This is a genomic window from Pectobacterium versatile (assembly GCF_003932035.1).
In the GTDB taxonomy this organism is placed as follows: Bacteria; Pseudomonadota; Gammaproteobacteria; order Enterobacterales; family Enterobacteriaceae; genus Pectobacterium; species Pectobacterium versatile.
Window position 1 is genome coordinate 2,879,415 of sequence record NZ_CP034276.1, and the last position, 22,827, is coordinate 2,902,241.

General features: G+C 53.7%; 20 protein-coding genes, 1 tRNA gene and 1 riboswitch. Of the genes, 7 read left to right on the plus strand and 14 right to left on the minus strand.

All coding sequences use genetic code 11. The features are described from left to right. Positions 1-52: 52 nt before the first annotated feature. Positions 53-403 carry a Grx4 family monothiol glutaredoxin gene (locus EIP93_RS12980; RefSeq protein ID WP_039359317.1) on the minus strand — a complete coding sequence of 117 codons (351 nt, stop codon included), beginning with the start codon at positions 401-403 and terminating at the stop codon, positions 53-55. A gap of 340 nt (positions 404-743) precedes the next feature. On the opposite strand from EIP93_RS12980, the gene EIP93_RS12985 reads away from it, so the two are divergent. Then, the gene (locus tag EIP93_RS12985) at positions 744-1,595 is read left to right on the plus strand and encodes a C40 family peptidase (RefSeq protein ID WP_095699709.1); all 852 of its coding nucleotides are present in this window, start codon (positions 744-746) and stop codon (positions 1,593-1,595) included. Positions 1,596-1,696: 101 nt separating this feature from the next. Here the strand turns inward: EIP93_RS12985 and cydH are convergent, their stop codons facing one another. Beyond that, positions 1,697-1,786 (minus strand): cytochrome bd-I oxidase subunit CydH, encoded by a 90-nt coding sequence (gene cydH / locus EIP93_RS12990; protein ID WP_102116387.1) that lies wholly within the window; start codon positions 1,784-1,786, stop codon positions 1,697-1,699. Between the two features lie 391 nt (positions 1,787-2,177). On the opposite strand from cydH, the gene purR reads away from it, so the two are divergent. After that, positions 2,178-3,203, plus strand: a complete 1,026-nt coding sequence (gene purR / locus EIP93_RS12995; RefSeq protein ID WP_095699711.1) for an HTH-type transcriptional repressor PurR — start codon at positions 2,178-2,180, stop codon at positions 3,201-3,203. A 331-nt stretch (positions 3,204-3,534) separates the two neighbouring features. Next, complete coding sequence (gene cfa, locus EIP93_RS13000; protein WP_107332739.1) at positions 3,535-4,686, plus strand: cyclopropane fatty acyl phospholipid synthase; 1,152 nt, start codon at positions 3,535-3,537, stop codon at positions 4,684-4,686. Between the two features lie 63 nt (positions 4,687-4,749). On the opposite strand, the gene EIP93_RS13005 is transcribed toward cfa, so the two are convergent. Continuing rightward, positions 4,750-5,385 carry a riboflavin synthase gene (locus tag EIP93_RS13005; RefSeq protein WP_010276583.1) on the minus strand — a complete coding sequence of 212 codons (636 nt, stop codon included), beginning with the start codon at positions 5,383-5,385 and terminating at the stop codon, positions 4,750-4,752. Positions 5,386-5,631: 246 nt separating this feature from the next. On the opposite strand from EIP93_RS13005, the gene EIP93_RS13010 reads away from it, so the two are divergent. Next, entirely contained in the window at positions 5,632-7,005 is a 1,374-nt protein-coding gene (locus EIP93_RS13010) for an MATE family efflux transporter (RefSeq protein ID WP_125232808.1), read from the plus strand. A 355-nt stretch (positions 7,006-7,360) separates the two neighbouring features. Further along, positions 7,361-7,437 (plus strand) — tRNA-Val (locus tag EIP93_RS13015). Between the two features lie 210 nt (positions 7,438-7,647). Here EIP93_RS13015 and uca read toward each other — a convergent pair. From uca to EIP93_RS13050, 8 genes are all read right to left on the minus strand, one after another. After that, positions 7,648-11,259 (minus strand): urea carboxylase, encoded by a 3,612-nt coding sequence (uca, locus tag EIP93_RS13020; protein WP_125232809.1) that lies wholly within the window; start codon positions 11,257-11,259, stop codon positions 7,648-7,650. Positions 11,260-11,367: 108 nt separating this feature from the next. Beyond that, the gene (locus tag EIP93_RS22765) at positions 11,368-11,511 is read right to left on the minus strand and encodes a hypothetical protein (RefSeq protein ID WP_164498012.1); all 144 of its coding nucleotides are present in this window, start codon (positions 11,509-11,511) and stop codon (positions 11,368-11,370) included. After that, the gene (locus EIP93_RS13025) at positions 11,502-12,137 is read right to left on the minus strand and encodes an urea amidolyase associated protein UAAP2 (RefSeq protein ID WP_010304875.1); all 636 of its coding nucleotides are present in this window, start codon (positions 12,135-12,137) and stop codon (positions 11,502-11,504) included. The genes EIP93_RS22765 and EIP93_RS13025 overlap by 10 nt, the downstream gene beginning before the upstream one ends. Before the next feature lie 11 nt (positions 12,138-12,148). Further along, entirely contained in the window at positions 12,149-12,883 is a 735-nt protein-coding gene (locus tag EIP93_RS13030; RefSeq protein WP_125232810.1) for an urea amidolyase associated protein UAAP1, read from the minus strand. A 13-nt stretch (positions 12,884-12,896) separates the two neighbouring features. After that, complete coding sequence (locus tag EIP93_RS13035; protein WP_103860478.1) at positions 12,897-13,688, minus strand: ABC transporter ATP-binding protein; 792 nt, start codon at positions 13,686-13,688, stop codon at positions 12,897-12,899. Then, positions 13,685-14,500: an ABC transporter permease gene (locus EIP93_RS13040; protein WP_039505867.1), complete on the minus strand. Its 816-nt coding sequence runs from the start codon at positions 14,498-14,500 to the stop codon at positions 13,685-13,687. The genes EIP93_RS13035 and EIP93_RS13040 overlap by 4 nt, the downstream gene beginning before the upstream one ends. Positions 14,501-14,522: 22 nt before the next feature. Beyond that, entirely contained in the window at positions 14,523-15,581 is a 1,059-nt protein-coding gene (locus EIP93_RS13045; RefSeq protein ID WP_125232811.1) for a putative urea ABC transporter substrate-binding protein, read from the minus strand. Between the two features lie 59 nt (positions 15,582-15,640). Continuing rightward, a riboswitch (guanidine-I (ykkC/yxkD leader) is annotated at positions 15,641-15,742 on the minus strand. Between the two features lie 193 nt (positions 15,743-15,935). Next, positions 15,936-16,349, minus strand: a complete 414-nt coding sequence (locus EIP93_RS13050; protein WP_103940079.1) for a MarR family winged helix-turn-helix transcriptional regulator — start codon at positions 16,347-16,349, stop codon at positions 15,936-15,938. Positions 16,350-16,430: 81 nt separating this feature from the next. Between EIP93_RS13050 and EIP93_RS13055 the strand changes: the two genes are divergently transcribed. Continuing rightward, positions 16,431-16,694, plus strand: a complete 264-nt coding sequence (locus EIP93_RS13055; RefSeq protein WP_010304862.1) for a DUF3861 domain-containing protein — start codon at positions 16,431-16,433, stop codon at positions 16,692-16,694. 72 nt (positions 16,695-16,766) lie between these two features. On the opposite strand, the gene katG is transcribed toward EIP93_RS13055, so the two are convergent. Then, positions 16,767-18,941 carry a catalase/peroxidase HPI gene (katG, locus tag EIP93_RS13060; RefSeq protein ID WP_103940077.1) on the minus strand — a complete coding sequence of 725 codons (2,175 nt, stop codon included), beginning with the start codon at positions 18,939-18,941 and terminating at the stop codon, positions 16,767-16,769. Positions 18,942-19,382: 441 nt separating this feature from the next. Then, positions 19,383-20,648, minus strand: coding sequence for a metallophosphoesterase (locus EIP93_RS13065; RefSeq protein ID WP_125232812.1), 1,266 nt, complete (start codon positions 20,646-20,648; stop codon positions 19,383-19,385). 79 nt (positions 20,649-20,727) lie between these two features. On the opposite strand from EIP93_RS13065, the gene EIP93_RS13070 reads away from it, so the two are divergent. Then, entirely contained in the window at positions 20,728-21,501 is a 774-nt protein-coding gene (locus EIP93_RS13070) for a DeoR/GlpR family DNA-binding transcription regulator (RefSeq protein WP_125232813.1), read from the plus strand. A 33-nt stretch (positions 21,502-21,534) separates the two neighbouring features. On the opposite strand, the gene EIP93_RS13075 is transcribed toward EIP93_RS13070, so the two are convergent. After that, the gene (locus EIP93_RS13075; RefSeq protein WP_125232814.1) at positions 21,535-22,326 is read right to left on the minus strand and encodes an HAD-IIB family hydrolase; all 792 of its coding nucleotides are present in this window, start codon (positions 22,324-22,326) and stop codon (positions 21,535-21,537) included. Positions 22,327-22,827 lie beyond the last annotated feature (501 nt).

Here is a 22,827-nt window from a genome sequence, read left to right on the forward strand (position 1 = left end):
CACGCACGCATCGTAACAACATTTGACATCGTCATTACGCCAGACAAAAGCATTACTCTTGATCGGCCTGCTGCGCTTTGTATTTGTCTGCCGTTTCTTTGATCAGCGGTTGCAGTTCACCACGCTGAAACATTTCCATCACGATATCACAACCGCCAATCAGCTCACCGTCAACCCACAGCTGCGGGAATGTCGGCCAGTTCGCGTATTTCGGCAGTTCAGCACGAATGTCTGGGTTCTGCAAAATATCAACATACGCAAAACGTTCGCCACAGGCAGACAACGCCTGAACAGTCTGTGCGGAAAAGCCGCAGCTTGGCAATTTCGGGGAGCCTTTCATGTACAGCAGAATCGGGTTTTCAGCAATTTGGCGCTGAATTTTTTCAATTGTCGGTGTCGTCATCTTCTTGCTTCCTTAATTCTATAGGATGGCTAACGTCCAAAACGCTAGCCATGAGCCGCCGTCAGAGGTGCTACGACAGCGACATTGACTCAGTGATATTGTACCGATGCCACTAGCCACAAAAAAACGCCATTTTTTGTAGGGTTATTTTTCCCGAAGGTATTCATCATTGATGAAATCAACGCCAGAAAACGCTGATAAATCAATCGAAAAAATAACTATTAACGTTTTTTCACTATTCTGTATGAATAAAGCGACCGTGCCCACTTTTTTATGACGCCGTTTTCAGGAATACTGTGAGGATTGAGCGAGTTAAGGATTATGTTCGGTCACTGTTATTATGCGCTTATTTATTACTCTTTTTATATTATTTTTCAGCAACCTATCCCTGAACGTGGTTCAGGCTGCGCCGCATACCCCGCATTCTGCGCCGAAGAAAAGCGCCGTGGCAGAAACGAATAAGAAAAGCCGCCAAACAAAGGGTAATGCTAAATCCCCGACGCCGATCAAAAGCAAAAAACCAGAACCTACCGCAGTCAGCAATAAAACCAAATCCCGTACCGCGAGCAAAGTGACAGAAAAAAAACCGTCACGAACGCAAAGCAGCACGCCCGCGCTAGTGAAAAAAAATCTTAAAAAGCTGAAGCCTGAAGAAGAGAAACAAACAACCGCCCAAGCCAGAGTCAAAACAGGACTGAAGAAGACCGCACTCAAGGGGAAAGCGGATAAGAATCCAGCACCGACAGAAAAAGGAATGGCGCTAAGCGCCGCGCATAAAAAACGCTATCAACATGCCAAAACAACCGCAATGAATAAGTTGATGAGTCAGATAGGTAAGCCTTATCACTGGGGCGGTTCCTCTCCCTTTACCGGATTCGACTGTAGCGGACTGGTTTATTACGCCTACAAAGATGTCGTTAAGATCCAAATTCCACGCACCGCAAACGAAATGTATCACCTGCGTGATGCCGCTCCGATTAAAAAGAGTGAGCTGGAAAGTGGCGATCTGGTCTTCTTCCGCATCAATAATCGTGGCGCAGCCGATCACGTCGGGGTTTATCTGGGTGAAGGGAAATTTATTCAGTCGCCGCGGACAGGGTCAGATATTCGTATCAGCAAGTTGAGTGAAGATTATTGGCAGGAGCACTACGTTGGCGCGCGTCGCGTGGTCACACCGCAGACGATTCGTTAAGAGTGATAATAGATTACATACGTCGAACAGAAACGATTCAGACACGTTTTATGTAACATCAACGTGTCTGAATACCTAACCCGCACAAAATCATCGTTCGGTTAGTTCAGCACCGCTGTAAAACTAAACACGATGATCACAGCCAACGAACCAATGGTTGTCAGCAAAGACATCTTCAGATCTGTATCCATAAAATACTCCTTAATTAGCGAACAAATTTTATCTGAAAGCTTCGTCTAAAAAGCCCCCCCCTTCACAGCCAAATCCGCGTTTAGGTAGTTAAAGCTACAAATAATAGGGTTATTACGATTCTTTCATAATTCTAGCGAAAAATCTCGGACGAATGCATCACTAATAGTATAAATTAGCCCTTTCACTTTCATGATAAATCGGACACAATCCGCTGTTTATGAAAGCGCTGCGTATCAGTCGAAAAACGTCAACCCAGATCCCTTCGGTATAACATTCGGCATTCTCCTTCTGAAATCCTGTTTTTTAGCTTAGAAGAAGAACATTAAACGTAGGCAAACGATTAACAATATACTTACGTCTGTAACAGGTAAGTTCAGGAGTCATTTTTAGATGGCAACGATTAAAGATGTGGCAAAACGTGCTGGCGTTTCCACCACAACCGTATCGCACGTGATCAATAAAACACGTTTCGTCGCCGAAGAGACTAAGGCAGCCGTCAGGGCAGCAATCAAAGAATTGCACTATTCACCCAGCGCCGTCGCCCGCAGCCTCAAAGTTAATCACACTAAATCTATCGGCTTGCTGGCTACTTCCAGCGAAGCCCCCTATTTCGCCGAGATCATTGAAGCCGTTGAAAACAGCTGCTATGCCAAAGGCTACACGCTGGTGCTATGTAATTCGCATAACGACATCGGCAAGCAACGCGCCTATCTTTCCATGCTGGCGCAAAAACGCGTCGACGGCCTGTTGGTGATGTGCGCCGAATACCCACCCGAGTTATTAGGCATGCTGGAAGATTATCGCAGCATTCCGATGGTCGTGATGGACTGGGGACAGATGCACAGCGATTTTACCGATACGATTATCGATAACGCCTTTGAAGGTGGTTATATGGCAGGTCGCTACCTGATTGAACGCGGCCATCGCGATATCGGCGCCATCCCCGGTACTCAAGAACGCAACACCGGCAGCGGACGCTACCTCGGTTTTTTGAAAGCGCTGAAGGAAGCCGACATCACCGTACGCGACGAATGGGTGGTTCGGGGCGATTTCGAACCGGAATCCGGCTACAAAGCCATGCATCAAATTCTCGCACAGAAACAGCGACCTACAGCCGTATTCTGCGGTGGCGATATTATGGCGATGGGGGCTATCTGTGCGGCTGATGAACTGGGTCTGCGCGTACCGCAGGACATTTCGGTGATCGGTTATGACAACGTGCGCCACGCACGCTTCTTTACGCCTGCGCTGACCACCATCCACCAGCCAAAGGAGCGTCTGGGCCAGTCCGCGTTCTCTATGCTTCTGGATCGCATTACCAGTAAACGAGAAGATGCGCACGTCATTGAAGTACACCCGACGCTGATTGAACGTCGCTCGGTGGCAGACGGCCCCTACCTCGACTATCGCCGCTAGCCGCCGCTATTCTGTACAGACGATTTTCTTATTCCTGCCTGCTTCCTCTCTCTGCTTCAGCCAATTCTCTTGTAGGCTGGCTGAAGCCGTTATAATTCTATACCCTAAATAATTCGAGTTGCATGAAGGCGGCAAGCGAGGGAATCCCGATGAGCTTACTCAAGTAAGTGATTCGGGTGAGTGAACGTAGCCAACGTACATGCGGCTTGAAGTATGACGGGTATAATACCGTGTTTCATTTTCTCTGGTGACAGCCGATACCTCGGCTGTGATAAGTGTTGTCCAGGTGTGTTTTACGATACTTTTACATGTGAAAAGTTAAGGAGACATGATGGGTTTGCCTTATACAGAAGAATGGGATGATGAGACCGCACCCTGGTTCCACATCGTACAGGACATGTTAGCCACCGCGGATATCACCATCAACGGCACTCGCCCTTTTGACATCCGCGTGATCAACCCCAACTTCTTTAAGCGTATCCTGCGTGAGGGATCCCTAGGGCTGGGAGAAAGCTACATGGACGAATGGTGGGACTGTGAACGGCTGGATATGTTTTCCCATCGCGTTCTGCGCGCAGGGCTGGATACTCAACTGCCCCGCCGCCTGCACGACCTGACGCGTGTCGCCCTCTCCCGCATCACGAATTTGCAATCCCGCCGACGCGCTCAGGTTGTCGGTAAAGCGCATTACGATTTAGGTAATGATCTCTTTACCCTGATGCTAGATCCTTACATGCAATACTCCTGCGCTTATTGGAAACAGGCACAGACGCTGGAACAGGCGCAGGAAGATAAACTCACCATGATCTGCGAAAAGCTCCAGCTCAAATCAGGAATGACGCTGCTGGATATCGGCTGTGGTTGGGGCGGACTTGCCGAGTTCGCGGCACGCCACTACGGCGTTTCAGTTTACGGCGTCACTATTTCCAGAGAGCAGCAAATGCTGGCACAGCAGCGCTGTCAGGATCTGAACGTCACCATTGAATTACAGGATTACCGCGATCTCGATCGGCAATTTGATCGCGTGGTGTCAGTTGGCATGTTTGAACATGTCGGGCCGCGCAACTATGACAATTATTTCCGCGTCGTACGGCGTAATCTAAAACCCGATGGACTGTTTCTGCTACATACCATCGGGGCTAATAAGACCAACCCGCATATCGATCCCTGGATTCATAAATACATCTTCCCCAATGGCTGCATTCCTTCCATACAGCATATTGCGCAGGCGAGTGAGCCTTACCTGGTGATGGAAGACTGGCATAATTTCGGGTCTGATTACGATCGTACATTAATGGCCTGGCACGCTCGCTTTCAGCAGAACTCGCCACCGCTTTCCACACGCTATACGGCCCGCTTCCGCCGGATGTTCAGCTACTATCTTAACTTTTGTGCAGGGGCCTTCAGAGCAAGAAAACTTCAGCTCTGGCAGGTCGTGTTCAGCACGGATGGGATCGACGGTGGATTGCGCGTTGCGCGCTGACAGAAAAGAGAAAGCCGGACGGTAGAAACGCCGTCCGATTTACTAGAATCTGCAACGTAGGAATTACTCTTCCTTGCCGAGTTCGCTCGCCTGCTTGCTGGCTAACACTCGCTCGACGGTATCCACCACGGCCTGTGTCTGCGGATCGATTTCGATATTGATGCGATTCCCCAGACGTTTCTGGCCCAGCGTGGTGCGGTTCAGCGTTTCTGGAATTAAATGCACGCAGAAGCGCCCGCGAGTGACTTCCCCCACCGTTAGGCTGATGCCATCAATCCCAACAAAGCCTTTATGCAGCACGTATTTCATCAGCGCTTCGTCTGCCAGACGGAACCAAATCTGATGGTTATTTTCTGAAACCTGAATCTTGACCACTTCCGCCGTACACATGATGTGCCCCGACATAACATGTCCACCGATCTCATCACCGAATTTCGCGGCTCGCTCAATATTGACGACATCGCCTTCATGAATATCGCCCAGATTCGTTAATCGCAGCGTTTCCTTCATGAGATCAAAACTGACACGATCGCCGTCAATGGCGGTTACCGTCAGGCAGCAGCCATTGTGCGCCACCGATGCACCGGGCACGAGCCCAGGAAGCAGCTCGGGTGGGAGTTGGACAATGTGCGTGCGAAAGTTGGATTTTTCTTCAATCGACACCACCGGCGCGGTGCCCTGAACAATACCGGTAAACATGCGGTTTGCCTCTTAAAAACAAAGAAATGACTCTGTGCAGTGTGCCCGATATTTCGCGGAAAACCAAACCGGAATGCCGTATACCGCATAGCTATCGAAACCGTAGCGTAACAAAAAGAATATATTCTCTTCCATGCTGGTTTACTTTCGTTAAGTCGTTACAATAATGCTCGCTTTACCCCGATCTGTTTTTCATATCTGAGTCATTTATCCTGCTATTACGTTAGTCATTCAAGGAAGGTATCCGTGCAACAGTATCTGACAGAAGCGCGTAAATTATCGGCGCTTGCTGTTCCTGTCATTATTGCGCAAGTGTCCCAAACGTCGATGGGTGTGGTTGACACCATCATGGCCGGTGCTTATAGCGCCACCGATATGGCCGCTGTCGCGGTGGGAACCTCAATCTGGCTCCCCGCTATTCTTTTTGGTCATGGCCTGCTACTGGCGTTAACGCCCGTTGTCGCACAGCTCAACGGTTCCGGCCGTCGCGATCGTATTTCTCATCAGGTGCGACAGTCCTTTTTCCTCGCTGCCATCATTTCGGTGCTGACGATGCTGGTGCTGTATCAGGGGGAATACGCGATTAACCTGATGAGCGACGGTTCGCCTGAACTGGCTGCGAAAGCCATCGGCTATCTGCACGCGTTGCTGTGGGGCGTGCCCGGCTATCTGTTCTATCAGGTTTTGCGCTGCCAGTGTGAAGGGCTGTCCAAAACCTACCCCGGCATGATGATTGGATTCATCGGGCTGTTAATCAACATCCCGATTAACTACATATTCATCCACGGTAAATTTGGTATGCCCGAACTGGGCGGCGTAGGTTGCGGCGTCGCCACCGCGTCGGTTTACTGGATCATGATGCTGCTGATGATGCGCTATACCCGACGTGCCTCCTGGCTACGCGATATCCGCTTGCACCGTCCCGCATTCCGGCCGGATTTTACCGTGCTGAAGCGCCTGTTTGGCCTCGGTTTACCCATCGCGCTAGCCCTGCTTTTTGAAGTCACGCTGTTTGCCGTGGTTGCCCTATTGGTGCTACCGCTGGGTGTTGTCGATGTCGCAGGTCACCAAATTGCCCTGAACTTCAGTTCGCTGATGTTCGTCCTTCCGCTCTCTGTGGGCGTCGCTACCACCATTCGCGTCGGACATCGATTAGGGGAAGGTTCGGTTGAGAACGCCCGCATTGCCGCGCACACTGGCATCATGGCCGGCATAGCGTTAGCCTGCTGCACGGCAATCTTCACCACGCTGCTGCGTGAACCCATTGCCCTGCTCTACAATCAGGATCCGCTGGTTGTAGCGATGGCTTCTCAGCTCATGCTGTTGGCTGCCGTTTATCAAATTTCTGATGCCGTTCAGGTCATCGGCACCGGCGTATTGCGTGGCTATAAAGATACCCGTTCAATTTTCTATATTACTTTTGTCGCGTATTGGGTATTGGGATTACCGAGCGGTTACCTGCTAGCGTTGACGGATACCATCGTGCCGCGCATGGGGCCTGCGGGCTTCTGGTGTGGTTTCATCATTGGCCTGACGGCGGCGGCGGTGATGATGGTGACGCGGATTCGTTTCCTTCAACGTCAACCCGCCGCACGAATTTTAGCGCGGGCCGCCCGCTAGATAACGTTTCATCCAGTTTTATACCCTAAATAATTCGAGTTGCGTGACAAAACGTTAGCGTTTTGAACAACGCAAAGCGTTGGCCCTTTAGGGCAAGGCCCATTTATGAGCCTTGTAACGCGGCAACCGAACGAATCCCCAGGAGCTTACTCAAGTAAGTGACTGGGGTGAGTAAGGGCAGCCAACGCACAAGCAGCTTGAAGAATTACGGGTAACGTCGAAAAAAACGACGAAATGGATACAACCCCAGCAATCAAACTGGCAAGAGCACAAAATTGCATTTTTCCTCTTGCCAGTTTTCCCCTTGCTCGCTACTATTCGCCTCGCTGTCAGACAGGCAGCACGGTATCTCAATGCGTTCATAGCTCAGTTGGTTAGAGCACCACCTTGACATGGTGGGGGTCGTTGGTTCGAGTCCAATTGAACGCACCATTCCTTGTTTTACCCTTCGAATTCATTCTTCTTTGTTGTCCTTTATACCCGATTAGTACTGCCATTATCAGGGTAGCTAGCATCCTATATCAGCCAATTAGCGCCGCGTCTGTATTAACAGGCCAGAGGCTATTTATTCCTCCAGCCTGCATTTTCAGAATCGTTGATTCGCCAATCACCTCATTGTTGAGTCTATACAACAGGGCACTGTTATTCCGTCTGCGACTCGATCACCACCACGCACTGCCCTGCGCGCACAGATGCGCCGGGCTGGCAGCGGATCTCCCGCACCGTGCCGCGCTGTGGCGACACAATCGGGATTTCCATTTTCATCGATTCGAGAATCATCAACGTTTCTCCCTCGGCTACCGTTTTACCGACTTCCGTCGTCACCTGCCAGAGATTGCCGGAAATCGGGCTTTCAACGCCGACCTGTCCCGGCAGGATCGGTGCTTCACTCGCCTCTTCAATCACCACATCCACGCTATCCGTTACCGATTGGCCCGCAATACGCCAGCGCTCACGCTCTGCCTCAAACGCAGCCCGCTGACGCACGCGGAATGCTTCAATTTCTTCCGCTTCCCGCGACAGGAAATCCTGATAGGCGTTTAACGCCAATTCGCTCTGTTCGATCCGTAGCGGGTAGCGCCCTAACGGGAAATCCCGTCGAATGGATAACAATTCGTCGGCCGATACCGGATAGAAGCGAATTTGGTCAAAGAAGCGCAGCAGCCACGGTTTGCCGTCAAATGCGCCAACACCGCGATAGCGATCCCACATTTGCAACGTGCGTCCGACAAACTGGTAGCCGCCCGGCCCTTCCATGCCGTAAACGCACAGGTACGCGCCGCCGATGCCCACTGAGTTTTCCGCCGTCCAGGTACGCGCCGGATTATATTTGGTGGTGACTAAACGGTGGCGCGGATCCAGCGGCGTTGCCACCGGTGCGCCGAGGTAAACGTCGCCCAACCCCATCACCAGATAGCTGGCGTCAAAGACGGTACGGTAAACTTCATCGAGATTATCCAGTTCGTTAATACGGCGGATAAACTCAAGGTTGCTCGGGCACCAGGGCGCATCGCTGCGTACCGTGGTCATGTACTTTTGAATCGCTAGTTGGCAAGCGGGATCGTCCCAGGACAGCGGCAGATAAACCACTCGTGAGGGCACCGTCAGATTCTGCTGGGTGCAAACATCCTGCCATAGCCTGGAGAGCACATCCAACAAATGCTGTAACGAAAGCACTTCAGGGCGATAGTGCACCTGCAACGAACGAATGCCCGGCGTCACATCAATAATGCCATCGAGCGTCTGTTGCTCCAGCTCCAGCGCCAGCATCAGCGCATGGACGCGGAAACGTAGCGCGACATCCAGCTCCGCCGCGCCCACCTCCAGCAGCAAATGGGTATCACCGGACAGCCGCGCAACCAGCCTTTTATCCGCCTCACCGCTATCCAACACCACCGGAGAAATCAGAGCGGCAGGCGACCAGTCGACAGCGATCGGGGCAAGCTGCTCCACCTCCGCATGACGAGCCTGCGCCAGTGCGCGCGCCGTCCGGAGATCGACAGGAATAAAGCGAACACGGTCGCCCGCAGTAAGCTGCCCCAGCACCCACAGGTCAGCTTCGATTATCGTCACCGGACAGACGAATCCACCGAGACTCGGGCCATCTGGCCCCAGAATAACTGGCATATCACCGGTGAAATCCACCGCACCGATGGCATACGGGTTGTCGTGAATATTCGAAGGGTGCAGTCCGGCTTCTCCACCGCTATCACGAACCCACTCCGGTTTTGGCCCAATCAGGCGCACGCCCGTGCGGCTGGAGTTAAAATGCACTTCCCACTCGGTGGTGAGGAACGTTTCCATATAGGCAGGTGTGAAATAATCCGGTGCCGCATGCGGGCCGTAAATCACACGCAGTTCACGCACCGTAGACAACGTGGTGCGCAACGCGTCCGGCAGGCTGTCTCCAATACGTCGGTCAGCCAGCGGCGCAAGGTGCAAGACATCCCCCGCCCGCAGCGCTCTGCCCGCATGGCCGCCAAACTGCCCCAGCGTGAAGGTGCTTTTACTGCCGAGATAATCCGGCACATCGAACCCGCCACGCAGGCAAAGATAACTACGTACCCCCTGCGTATTCGCCGCACCTAACCGCAGCGTGGTACCTGCCAGTATCGCAAATACGCTATCCATCGGTACAGATTGACCGTCCAGTTCGATAGCCATAGCCGCACCGGTAACCGCCGCCACGGCGTCCGTATTAAAACGCAGTGTCGGCCCGTTCATCGTGATCTCCAACGCGGCCATTCCCGCCGGATTCCCCACCAGACGGTTGCCTAAACGCAGCGCGCGATCGTCCATCGGCCCCGACGGCGGCACGCCGACCGCCCAGTAGCCGAGACGGCCGGGATAATCTTGTACGGTGGTCTGCGTGCCAGCACTCACCACTTCGCAGGTTGTCGCGTTGTAGACCAACGTATCTAGACAGCGCGTCCACGGCTGGCCGCTGGCAAACGGCTCTGCCGCCAAAATCTGACGCAAATAGTCACGGTTGTGTTCAACACCGTAGAGTCGCGTGTCCGCCAGCGCCCGATCCAATCCGACTATCGCCTGTTCGCGGGTTGGCGCGCAGGCGATGATCTTAGCCAGCATCGGGTCGAAAAACGGTGGGATCTCGCATCCGGCCGTCACCCACGTATCGATGCGCAGGCTCTGTCCCTCTGACGCGGGAAATGCAACTTCCGTCAGTAATCCCGGTGACGGCTGGAACTGTTTACCCGGATCTTCAGCATACAGACGCGCCTGAATCGCATGACCCTGAGGGTTCAGTCCGGCTGCCAGCTCATGCAGCGGTGGCAGATCGCCTGCCGCCAGTTCGATCATCCAGCGCACCAGATCCACGCCCCAGACCTGTTCCGTTACGCCGTGCTCGACCTGTAGGCGTGTATTGACTTCAAGAAAGTAAAAACGGTCCGTCGCGCTGTCATACACGAATTCCACCGTTCCGGCACTGCGGTAATTCACCGCCTGTGCCAGACTGATTGCGGCAGAACAAAGTGCCTCGGCAACGTCATCTGGCAGATTGGGCGCGGGCGTTTCTTCAATCACTTTCTGGTTACGGCGCTGTACCGAGCAGTCCCGAACCCCCAGCGCCAACACGTCGCCCTGCCCATCGCCAAAAATCTGTACCTCCAGATGCCGGGCGCGTTCGATATACTTTTCGATGAAAACGCCTGCGTCGCTGAAATTGTTCTGTCCCAAACGCTTTACCGTTTCAAACGCGTCAGACAGTTCTGTGGTGCTATAGCAGACGCGCATCCCGATTCCACCGCCACCCGCCGTGCTTTTAAGCATGACCGGATAGCCGATCGCTTCCGCCGCCCGAAGGGCTGCATCAATATTTTCCAGCAACTCGGTGCCTTCCAGCAGCGGCACGTTGTGCTGCTTCGCCAACGCGCGCGCCGTATGTTTTAAGCCGAATACCCGTAGCTGCTGCGGCGTCGGCCCGACAAAGGCAATCTGTGCCGCTTCGCAGGCTTCGGCAAACGCCGCATTCTCGGACAGAAAACCATAGCCGGGATGAATCGCTTGTGCGCCGCTGCGCTGCGCCGCAGAGAGAATTTTTTCTACATCCAGATAGGTATGAGCCGCCGCGCCCTCTCCCAGACTAAGGGCTTCATCGGCGTCCTGAATATGCAGGCTACTGATATCGGCATCAGAATAAACCGCGACGCCACGGACGTTCATCTCTCGCAACGAACGCAGAATACGGCACGCAATCGCGCCACGGTTGGCAATCAGAAGTTTGTCGAACATACGCTAGACCCATGCAAGGGCGGGCCGTCCCGCCAAAATGCGATCCGCATGATGGTCGTCCATCGCGGTAAATGTCATAGGGTGCAGAGACCTGCTACCACGCTAGAATCACGGGGTTTTATCAGACGGAGAGCGGCTCGACGGCGGCATAAAATAGCGATTTGCCCTTGCCTCCAGCGCGCTCACCAGCCACGCTTTCACCCGCTGCCAGCGCGTACGTTTTTCATCGCCTCGATCTGGCATCAATTCCATATCAGCACCTCCGCGGGCGTCGGGTTCCAGCCGTTGCACGGGTTATTCAGCTGCGGACAGTTGGAAATCAGCACAATGACATCCGCTTCGGCGCGCAGCTCCACGTATTTCCCCGGCGCGGAAATACCGTCCTCAAAGGTCAGCCCACCTTCTGCCGTCACCGGCACGTTCATGAAGAAGTTGATGTTCGCGCCGATGTCCTTTTTGTTCAGGCGACTATCGTGCAGGCAGGCGCAGAGAAAGTTGTCGCGGCAGCTATGCATGTAGCGCCGGTCGAGCGCATAGCGCACGGTGTTGCTTTCCTGTGCACAGGCTCCGCCCAGCGTGTCATGGCGACCGCAGGTGTCGGCGACAATCGTCAGCAGCGGATTGCCAAGATTGGAGTACAGCACGCTGCCCGTCGTCAGGTAGACGCTATTCTGGCGGCGCAGCGTACGCTGTGGATCGTAGCGTTCACGCGGATCATCGACGCGATAAAACAGCGTATCCACCGCCTGATTGCCTTCCAGATCCAGCAGCCGTAGCGTCTGTCCCTTCTTGACCTCAAACAGATAGGGTTCTCCGGCAGGAATCACATGGCGGAATACCGCGTCCTCGGCCGTTTTATTGCTGGCAATTAACGTCATATCCGGCCTCCTTACAGGCAAAAGCGTTCGGTATTGTGAAACGCGCGTGCATTTTCCTCACGGAACGCACGGCAGTGTGCGGCAACATCCTCGCCTTCCGCCCGACTCCAGGTGAGCGCAATCGGCCGCGGCGCATACGTCGGGTTGGGATCCATCGGGTGTTGCAAGGCAGTCAGCACCACCAGCGTATCCATCGGCGCATACAGCTCGATGTAGTTCCCCGCCTGAGAATGATTAGTGTGAAAATGGAATTGCCCTTGCACATCCACGGTGACTTTGCTGAACAGGTTGATCGTCATCAGCAGATCTTGCAGATTGAGATTCCATTTCCCCATCTCAACCAGCAGGTTATCCATGCCATTACGGAAAAAACCGTTGCGCAATTCCTGATAACGCCCCTGCCCGTATTTCTCCTGCACTTCCTGCGCATTGAGCACACCGCCAAAGCTGTCGTGCCAGCCGCAGGTGTCGGTAATGATTGCCGCCAGCACGCGTCCCATATCGGAATAGAGGCAGTGCCCAGCCGTTAATTTAGCGGTATGTTGCCCTTTCAGGGTGTCCGGCAGGTTCAGGCGCTCGCTGGTCTGGTGCGCGTTAAACAGCAGCAGGCCAACGTTGCCGCCGCCTTCCAGATCTTCGATACGCAGAATCTGTCCACGTTTTAGAATGAAGGAGGTATGGCCTCCGCCCGGCACTATTTCTTCATCAAATGTTGTTCGGCCTGTCGATGTCTGTATCGCTGTCATAACCGAAAGCTCCTTAAATAGGGGATGTCGCCACGCTGGCTACAGGAGGCACTAGCGTCAGCGCACGCTGGCGCGTAGCGAGACGCTCCTGATTTAGCGGGATGTCATAGGTAATACGTGCGCCATAGGCTTCCGGCGCATGGGGATCGACGCGCACTTTGTCGAACACCAGCAAACGCGTGCCGAGATGGAAACCTTCCGGCAAATCGTGGGTGACCATAAAGACCGTTAAGCGGGTTTCTCGCCACAGCTCCAGCAGCAGCGTGTGCATATCGCCGCGAATACCTGGGTCCAGCGCCCCAAAGGGTTCATCGAGCAGCAGGATGCGCGGCTGGACAATAAACGCCTGCGCAATCGCAAGCCGTTGCTGCATGCCGCCAGAAAGCTGGTTGGGGTATTTGTGCATGGCGTGCCCCAGCCCGACGCGCTCCAGCATCCGCGCGGCACGGTCTCGCGCCGCCTGCTTACGCGCCCCAAACAGCCTGCCGAGCCAAGGGGAACGCGGGATCTCCAGCCCAATCACCACGTTTTCCAGCACGGTTAAATGTGGGAAAACCGAATAGCGCTGAAACACCACGCCGCGGCTGGCATCCGGTTCAGCGGGCAGCCGCTTCCCTTCGAGCCGCACGTCACCACGGCTGGGCGTTTCTTGCCCCAGCAGCAGGCGCAGAAAGGTGGATTTACCGCAGCCGGATGCCCCAACCATCGTGCAAAACTCCCCTTCCTCAACGTTCAGGTTGAGCCGTTCCAGCACGACGTGGTCGCCGTATTCCTGCCAGATGTTATCGATCTCGATAAAACTCATGCTTTGCTTTCCTCTGACCACGGGAACCAGCGGCGATGCAGCCACCGCAGCGCCATATCCATGAGCCATGCCAGCAGCGTGATCCACACGACGTAAGGCAGAATCACGTCCATCGCCAGATAGCGGCGTACCAGAAAGATGCGGTAACCGAGCCCTGCCGTTGCCGAAATCGCTTCGGCAGAAATCAGAAACAGCCACGCCGCGCCCAGCAGCAGCCGCAGTGAAATCAACAGCCGCGACAGCAGCTGCGGTAGGATGACGCGCAGCACCACGACCCAACTGTTCGCCCCCAGCGTCTGCGCTTTAATCAACGTTTCCTGCGGTATGTTGCGAGCGCGCTGTTCGAGGTCGCGCGCCAGCATCGGTGTAACTCCAATCACGATCAGCATCACTTTCGAGAGTTCATCCAGCCCGAAAACGATGAAGAGAATGGGTAAAATCGCCAGCGGCGGGATCATCGACAGTACGGTCATCAGCGGCGAGAGCGATGCGCGAAACAGCGGGAAAGCCCCGGCCGCAATCCCGAACAGCAGGCTCAACAGGCTGGCGATCCCCAGCCCCAGCGCGAGACGCACCAGACTGGCCTGCGTATCCAGCCAGAACAGGTAATCGCCGCTGCGTTTGTCCTCGGTCAATGCCATGCGCTGAATAGCCTCGGCCATTTGCCCGAGGCTCGGCAGAAGTTTGTCATTGGGGTTAGCCTCCAGCCGCAATGCCGACCCGATGAGGTACAGCACCAGCAGCACGACAAACGGCAGCAGAACCAGCAACAGCCGTCCGCCCCTGCTGGGGTAGCGATTGATCAAGCGCACGATAGTCTCTCCAGTTTGCGGATCAGAGTTTGTTCTCTGCGGCCAGACGCACGAAGGTGTCGTCAAAGCGCAGTTTCACATTGGCGCTGTCACCCTGCGTGACCTGACCGGGGAACGTCATACCGATAAAATCTGCGCTCTGTGCACCGGTGCCGAGCAGCCCTTTGTCGAAAGAGAAATCCGCCACTCGCTTCATGGTGTTAGGGAGATCCGGGCTGGTCAGAAACGCCAGATTGTCCTGTGGGGAATAAAACAGATGGGTGGTTTTTAACTGCGCCTGATAGCCCGCTAAATCGGTGCCGGAGGCGGCAGCCATTGACTCCAGCGCGGGTTTATCGCCTGCCTTCATCAGCGTCATCATTTCAAACCAGGCACCGGCCAGCGCTTTGCCCAACGCCGGATTGTCCTGTAACGTTTGCGTATTCACGACCATCATGTCGATCAGTTCACCGGGGATCTGACCAGACTGAAAGACTTCCGTGGTGTCCGGCTGGCTTTTGATTGCAGAAAGCTGGGGGTTCCAGGCGACGGCTGCCTGCACGCTGCGGGTGGCGAAGGCGGCGACAATATCGGCATCCGACGTGTTGACGACCGTGACATCCCGCTCACGCAATCCGGCCGTTTCCAGACCGCGTACCAGCAGGTAATGCGAGACAGAGAGTTCAGGCAGGTTAACCTTCATCCCGCGCAAGTCGCTCAGCGTTTTCCCTTTGCCTTTGAGCACGATGCCATCGTTGCCTGCGGAGAAACTGCCGAGCAACAGCGCCGTGGTATCTACACCGCCCGCGGCCGGAATCGTCAGCGCATCCATGTTGGTCATCGTGCAACCATCAAATTGCCCAGCGGTGTATTGATTAATCGATTCGACGTAGTCGTTAAGCTGCGTGACCTTAATCTTGATGCCGTACTTGTCGGCCCATTTATCGATAATGCCCTGCGTGCCGATGAAGTCCCACGGCATCCATCCGGCATAGATCGTCCAGCACACGTTGAATTGCGTTTTAGGCGCAGCCTGAGAAGGGAAGCTCAGCAACGCTGAGAGACTGAGGACGCAAACGCCCAGTAAACGAGATAGGTTCATGCCAGACCTCCGGTTGAGTAGGAAAAAAGCGGGAACAGCGCGACACCATGGGTGTTGCTGTCTCCCGGGCTTTTGTCCCGCCGTGTAACCTCAACTGGAGGTCGCCAGCTCTCGGACCAGACATCCATATGGTATGGATCGGAACCCTAGCCAGCTATTCAGGTTGTTCAGCGCCATGCGTGGTGCTGTCCCGAATAGAGAAAAGCAAGATACGTGCCAGCACCGAAAGTGCCAGTACGGCTGTCATTTATAGGAGAATTATGCGGGGAAGCACGCCGCTATCGCGCTATCTCGGTGCAGTAGCACAGCAAGTGCGCTTCACGGCAGTGCAGAGCGCATTGCCGGATGCAGAACTTAGTGTGCAGAACGGCTCGCCGCCATTTTTTCCAACAGCACACTAAACGTGGCTTGTTCGTCAGGGGATAGCGCCTGAAGCATCTGCGCCTCAATCTGCTTTTCCTGATGCAGAAAAACCTGTGTAAACGCGACACCCTTATCGGACAAACTGAGCCACACGCTGCGGCCGTCATCCGGGTTATCGATCTTGCGGACATAATCACGTTTGACCAGCTCCGCGACCATGCGGGTGATCTGAGCCTTATCCCGACAGACCCTTTTCGCCAGCGACTGAGGCGTAATGCGCCCTTCCATCGCGATGATCTTACATAAGCGGACATGCACCACATCCAGACTGATGTCATGCGCCTTCATCTGTTCCTGCATCTGTGCCTTATAGCTTTCTAATAAGGCAAAAAGGGGGTTCATCATGTTTTATTGACTCAGTCAACCAATGATCATATAGTTGATTTTATCAACTATCCATCACAAGTTCAATTTACCGAGGCCACAATGGGAAACGTCTATCAGATTACGGTGGAAGAAAAGGCTGAGCCGCAGCGCACGCTGTCGTTTGAATACTCAATTCACGATGATTTGTTCAAGATTCTGGAAAAAGTCGATGGCAAAATGGACATGACACCGGAACAGACTCAGGCCTTTATTGTGGGGTTGAAGCTGTTTAGTGAAGTGATGATGCAGAATAGAAAGCACCCGCTGTTTAAGGAATTTGCTGCCCCGTTCAGAGAATTTATGCTTAACCTCAAGAAGCAGTAATCCACACAGGGTCACGCAGCAAAAATGATGCTCCCCGCGCCGTGAAAACACCGGCGTGGGGAGCGTGACGTCTTACTCTGCCAGATCGAAGCGATCTGCATTCATCACTTTCACCCAGGCAGCAACAAAGTCATTCACAAACTTCTCTTTGCTGTCGTCCTGTGCGTAAACCTCAGCGTAGGCGCGCAGAATGGAATTGGAGCCAAAGACCAAATCCAGACGCGTCGCGGTCCATTTGACTTCACCCGTTTTACGATCGCGGATTTCATACAGGTCTTTACGGTACGGTTTCCACGTGTATTTCATATCGGTCAGGTTGACGAAGAAATCATTCGTCAGTGCCCCTTCACGATTCGTAAATACGCCGTGTTTGGTGCCGCCGTAGTTGGTCCCCAGTACACGCAGGCCGCCAACCAACACCGTCATCTCTTTCGCCGTCAGCCCCATCAGTTGGGTACGATCGAGCATCAGCTCTTCCACGCTCACGGCGTAGTCTTTCTTCAGCCAGTTACGGTAGCCATCGTGGATAGGTTCAAGGACGTCAAAAGACTCTGCATCGGTCAGGGCATCGGTGGTGTCGCCACGTCCCGGTGCAAAAGGCACGGTCACATGTACGCCAGCCGCTTTTGCTGCTTTCTCAATCCCCACATTGCCCGCCAGCACAATGGTATCGGCCACGCTGGCCCCCGTTGCAGCGGCAATACTTTCCAGAACGACTAACACACGCGCCAGACGTTCAGGTTCGTTCCCTACCCAGTCTTTCTGCGGGGCAAGGCGAATACGCGCACCGTTGGCCCCCCCGCGCATATCGGAACCACGGAACGTACGGGCGCTATCCCAGGCGGTTGAGACCAGTTCACTGATGGAAAGGCTACTTTCTGCAATGCGTGCTTTGACCACATCAACATCATAGTCGGTACGGCCAGCCGGAACCGGATCCTGCCACAGCAAATCTTCCTGCGGCACATCTGGGCCAACATAGCGTGCTTTTGGCCCCATATCGCGGTGTGTCAGTTTGAACCACGCACGGGCAAACACTTCAGAGAAATAGGCCTGATCCTGATAGAAACGCTCGGAAATCTTGCGATATTCCGGGTCAATTTTCAGCGCCATATCGGCATCGGTCATCATTGGGTTGTAGCGGATAGACGGGTCTTCAACATCAACCGGCTTGTCTTCTTCTTTAATGCTGACGGGTTCCCACTGCGATGCACCGGCTGGGCTCTTTCTCAGTTCCCATTCGTGATTCAACAGCATATGGAAGAAGCCGTTATCCCACTGCGTCGGATGCGTGGTCCAGGCACCTTCCAGCCCGCTGGTGACGGTATAGCGCCCTTTACCCGATCCCGTTGGGTTATGCCAGCCGAGACCTTGCTCTTCCACATCCGCACTTTCTGGTGCCGCACCCAGCAGGCTGGCATCGCCATTGCCGTGAGTTTTACCCACCGTGTGCCCACCCGCCGTCAGCGCAACGGTTTCTTCATCATTCATCGCCATACGGGAGAACGTTACGCGCATATCTTGTGCGGTACGCAGCGGATCGGGATTGCCATCAACGCCTTCTGGGTTAACGTAAATCAGCCCCATTTGTACGGCCGCCAGCGGATTTTCCAGCGAGGTGCGATCGTCGCTGCCATAACGTCCTGTGCTCTTCGCCAGCCACTCTTTTTCCGAGCCCCAGTAGGTATCTTTTTCCGGGTGCCAGATGTCTTCACGACCAAAGGCGAAGCCGAATGTTTTCAGCCCCATGGATTCATACGCGATATTGCCCGCCAGAATAATCAGGTCTGCCCAGCTGAGCTTATTGCCGTATTTTCTTTTGATTGGCCACAGTAAACGGCGCGCTTTATCGAGACTGACGTTATCCGGCCAGGAGTTAAGCGGTGCGAAGCGCTGGTTACCGGTTCCGCCGCCGCCGCGACCGTCGGTGGTACGGTAGGAGCCCGCCGAGTGCCAGGCCATACGAATCATCAGGCCGCCATAGTGACCCCAGTCCGCTGGCCACCACTCCTGGCTATCGGTCATCAGTGCGTGCAGATCTTTTTTGAGGGCATCGACATCAAGAGTTTTGAGGGCGTCGCGGTAGCTGAAATCGCTGCCTAACGGATTGGTCTTGGTATCATGCTGATGAAGAATGTCGAGATTGAGGGCATTTGGCCACCAGTCGGTGTTTGATGAGCCAGTAGAAGTATTTCCGCCGTGCATAACCGGACACTTGCCGGCTGGTTTCGTTTTATTCTCGTCCATCGTTATCTCCCAGTATGTTGCATTGCCTTAATCGCTGCGCAAGAAGGTGGGGTCGTTCTCCGATAGCCTTGCCTTATGGCAGCGGATCACGTCACCGATTCCTTCTTCTTGATGCAAGACAGTGCCAGAGTCTCCCTATAATTTATAATTGTATATGCTAACTTCTGCGATAGCTTAACCTGATGAAAGCGGCTCAATCGCACATTTTTCCTATCTGCATCAATAATCTCGCCGATAGAACAGCTTGCGATAATGAGCCTGCTTGTCATGGGTAGTGCTAATCGTTTAAGGATCGAGATACCGGGGGAGACCACGGTGTGAGGCATCCCTGCGGGAGCCTCATCATCGTGTTTCCCCCTAAATCCATGCTTAAGTGACCAGTATTAACTTGTAATAGAGGCGTTTTCAGGGAACTCGCGGGTATTTCGCTCCACCCAAAAACTACAGCGACGGCGAACGGAGTATGAACTGAGTAATTTCGGCTCGTTTCCCTAAGCGGATCGGAAAACCGTTCCACAGACCCGCGCCATTGCTCACGTACAGATGCATGCCATCCACGTCATAGCTGCCGGACACATAGCCTTCATTCGCCAGTTGCGTCACCCAATGCATACCCAGCACTTGGCCGCCATGCGTATGGCCAGAGAGCTGTAAATCCGCTCCGGCACGAGCATTCTCTTTCGCCCCCGTTGGCCGATGGCTAAGCAGAACGACGGCAGTATCCGGCGAAATCCCGCTAAGCGCAGCAGCGGTATCTGGCAGCAGCTGTTGAAAATCAGCAGCGGTACGATCGGTGATCCCTGCCAGCACAAACGCGGCATTATCGCGACCAATCGACACATTTTCATTGAGCAACATGCGTAAGCCCAGCGCATTCAGTCGCTGTACCCACTGCGTATATTCCACGTAATATTCATGGTTGCCCACGATGGCAAATACGCCGTGTGGCGCGGTCAGGTTACGCAGCGGTTCCATGTCATCGTGACGAGCACTGACGGTGCCGTCGGCCAGATCGCCAGTAATCACTGTCAGATCGGGCTTAAGCGCGTTGGTTTTTGCCACCACCGCCTCCATCCAGGGGCGCTGTAACAGGCGGCTGGCATGTAAATCCGTTAGCTGCACCAGTCGGAAACCATCCAGTGCGGGCGGCAGTTGCTTCAGCTCGACTTCAACCGTGCGTACTTCCGGAACACGCACCGCTTCCCAAACGCCAATCGCCGCCAGCCCCATCGCCACAACAGCCATTCCACCACGCAGCGCCATATTGTTCAGCAGAACCTGTCCAACCGAACGGGATAGCAGACGCCCTACGATGCCGAGCAGATCGACGGCCAACAGCAGGAACGCAGATATCAGCAGCGCGCCAAACGCCCATCCCAAAAACATCAGGACAAACGCGGGCACTTCCGGTGACGCCATCGTGCCAAAAAAGGTGCACGTAATCAGATGATGCTGCGAAGCTAGCAGCACTAACACTGCCAGCATGCGCTTTACGGGCACACCGACACGCAAGCGCCAGACCAGACGCCAGATAACATAGAGGGCGATGAGCCCGGTAATGACATGAAACACGGATGTTTTTCTCTCTTTATCGGTGATGTCGGTATATTGACGCGTAAATTTTACACCATGACGCACACATTGCAGATCAACGCGGTAGAGGTGTTGTGTTGCCACAAGGTGCAGATTAACATGGCGCAATTCCATGCTGTACACATCATTGACCAGAATGAAGCCTGCTCGCTGGTGGCAGGTTGTGCATCATTTTGATTAACCAAGGACATTTATGTTCGATTACACCGACTTTCCCGAGCAACGGCAATCCAAAATCAGGCAGATCCTCAGCGAGGAAGGCAAAGTCGTCTGCGCCCAGCTCTCACGTGAATTGAACGTATCCGAGCACACCATACGGCGTGATCTGAAGGAACTGTCGCAATCTGGTGCCTGCAAGCGCGTCTACGGCGGTGCGGTCAGTATGCCGCCAGAGGTGATTGATTTTGCCAGCCGAGCCACTATCGATGCCGCCCAGAAAGATCGTATTGCTCAGGCCGTCATCCCGCTGATAAAGCCCAGCAGCTGCGTCTTCTTTGACACCGGCACCACCAATCTGGCGGTGGCGAAGCAGATCCCGGCGGGCCTGAAGTTTACCGCCGTGTGTAATTCGCCCATCATCGCGGCAGAGCTGATGCTGTATCCGGATGTAGAAGTGATTTTTCTTGGCGGAAGGATTCAAAAAGAGGTCGGCGGCGCGATTGGTATCGATACGCTCAGGCAGTTAGAGAAGATGTATTTCGATCAATGCTTGTTAGGAGGCTGTGCCTTTGATGCCAATGAAGGCCTGACCGTTTTTGAATATGACGATGCCGAATTCAAAAAATGTCTAGTGACCCGCAGCAGCGAAGTGATCGTTGCTCTGACCGCCAATAAGATCTCCGCACTAACGCGCTATCGTGTGGCGACATGTGATGAAATCACCACGCTAGTAACCGATGATGAAATCTCTCCTGCCTGCCAGAGCGTATTGAGCGAAAAAAATCTGGATGTGATTATTGCCCGATAAGGCGACGGTAGCCCCAGCGGCTGCCGATTCACTTCATGAAAGCAGCAGCTTTATCGTTTTCAATACCCCATCGTCGTCATTGCTGCGGGCAATAAAATTCGCCACAGCTTTGGTTTCCTCAAACGCATTGCGCATCGCAAAGCTGTAAGCCGCACGGCTCATTAGCTCAATATCATTGTAACCATCGCCGAACACCATCGTTTCATCGGAGGTAATCGCCAATTTATCCTGAAGGATTTCTACGGTGTGTCCTTTGTGAACGCCAACGTTGGCAATATCGATCCAAGCCGCTTCGGAAACCACGATATAGACATAGTCGTGAAACGCATCGAGGTACTTCGCCGTCTCGTGACAGTGCCCTTCTGGGTCATAAACCGTGATTTTCACAAAGTCATCGGTCACGGCAGCAAAACTGGATATCAGCGTCACGTTGGTGTACGACTTTTTCACCTTTTCCAGTAAGGCAGGGCTGATCGTTTCCTTCACCATCGCACCATGTGGGGTACAGCCGATGACCACATGCTGATCGTCTACGCTTTCCAGCACACCAATCAGGCTCAAGGCAAGACGGTTTTTGATGAGCGATTGGTAAACGTAATTTCCCTGATGCTTGATGCGCGTCGCGCTGTCGCCCAGAATCCAGATATCTTTCGCTGCATCGCCAAAAAGCGCTTCGACCCGCTCGCACTGCTTGCCTGTGCAGACAGCAAACCGCACATCCTTCTCTTTCATTAGTGCATAAACGTCGGCAAACAAGGCTCTGTTGTAATCGCCATCGCTGTGAAGAAACGTGCCGTCCAGATCGGTAATTACCAACTTGATCATTCCACTCCCCTTTCAGATTGTATGTACACAGATAGCCGCGAGTCAGGCCGCAACCTGCCTGAACAAAGAGATATCACTTTTGTGCGGTGTGTTAGATGATTGACGTAATGATTAATTTTCAATGCTCGATCTAGCTCGGTAAAGTAGTGAACACACTAAAATGAGCATACCACGGACAATTATAATCACTTTTCGTCAGATTTATTGAGGTATTACGCGGAAATAAGCATAGCACTTATTGATAACACGCAACAAGAAGCAAAATCAATCAATAATGAGCAGTGAAGAAAAAGAGAGAAAAGCAGTAGCAGAGTCGCGGTAAAGATGGCTCTGCCACACGCCAGAGGTTCACATAAAGATGTGTCTGACGTTCAGACGCAATGCGTTATTCAAAAACTATACCCTAAATAATTCGAGTTGCGTGAAGGCGGCAACCGCGCGAATCCCCAGGAGCTTACTCAGGTAAGTGACTGGGGTGAGTAAGGGCAGCCAACGCACAAG